The sequence below is a fragment of the Phyllobacterium sp. P5_D12 genome, assembly GCF_054049495.1.
Map to the genome: position 1 here is coordinate 1 of NZ_JBFUMG010000978.1, position 1,024 is coordinate 1,024.

The following is a 1,024-nucleotide window of genomic DNA, read 5'->3' on the forward strand; positions in this document are numbered from 1 at the left end:
CTGCCCGACACTGCGGGAAATCGCGAGTTTCTGTTCCAGTTGTTTTCGTTGATGCTGCGCCGCCCGGATGGTTTGTCGCTGCCTGCCAGCGAGGAAAGCGTCATCCGTGCAGCAATTGGTCAAATCATGTCGACCGGGTCGTATGGCCGGTCTCTGCCGGCCTTTGCAACCTTGCTGCGTGGCCGGATACGCGCCGGCGATGACGATCTTCTGGCCCGGTTCGAGAAATGGCTCCGCCCTGATCAATTGGGCTGGTTGTTCAACAATCCGCAAGATCGTTTCACTTGGTCGGATGTTTCAGGCTTCGACATGACGAAAATCCTGGACGATCCCCTCACCCGCAGCGCCGCGCTGATGTATATCTTTCATCGGTTGGACGAGTTGCTCGACGGCAATCCTGTCCTGATCTTTCTCGATGAAGGCTGGCGGCTGCTCGAAGATCAGGTCTTCGCGACCTTCATCCGGGACAAGATGAAGACGATCCGCAAGTTCAACGGGATTATTGGTTTCGGTACGCAAAGCGCCTCTGATATCGTCAATTCCCAAATCGCCAACACGCTTATCGAACAGAGTGCGACACAGCCTTGCCAAGGGTAGTGTACCTGCGATGAAGGATGCCGGTCCTTTTGTGCTCGTTTGCCTGACGGGATTCTTCTTGCTTACTCAGATCGTGCCTCTCAGCGGCCGCATTGCGACAAGCAGCCAGGAATGGTTCACCAATCTCGCCTCTCACGCGGGCAATGCCAGCAGAAACATCGCTAGTTCCATGGTTGCAGGGCGTGGCGTCCGAAATTCCTCTGGAAACACTTCAATCGCTTCTGCACCCGCACAACTTTCGCACGAACATACGGGCGAAACGAACCTGCGCGAGGTGCAAGACAGAAATGCGGCGGTCAATCGGCAAAGCAGAAACCGATAGCGGTGTCATGCAGCTCTGACGACGGAATTGATCAGAGCTTTCTGCCGCGAAAGACAATCCACCAGTCGGAAGCGATTCTCGATCGTCTTACGGGCGGCAATGCGT

At 55.6% G+C, this 1,024-nt stretch carries 1 protein-coding gene; it reads left to right on the forward strand.

Going from position 1 to position 1,024, the window contains the following annotated elements; translation table 11 throughout:
* Positions 1-597, forward strand: a 597-nt coding sequence (locus ACXJ5O_RS28115; protein WP_457302781.1) for a VirB4 family type IV secretion system protein, incomplete at its 5' end; no start/stop codon positions are given.
* Positions 598-1,024: the final 427 nt, after the last annotated feature.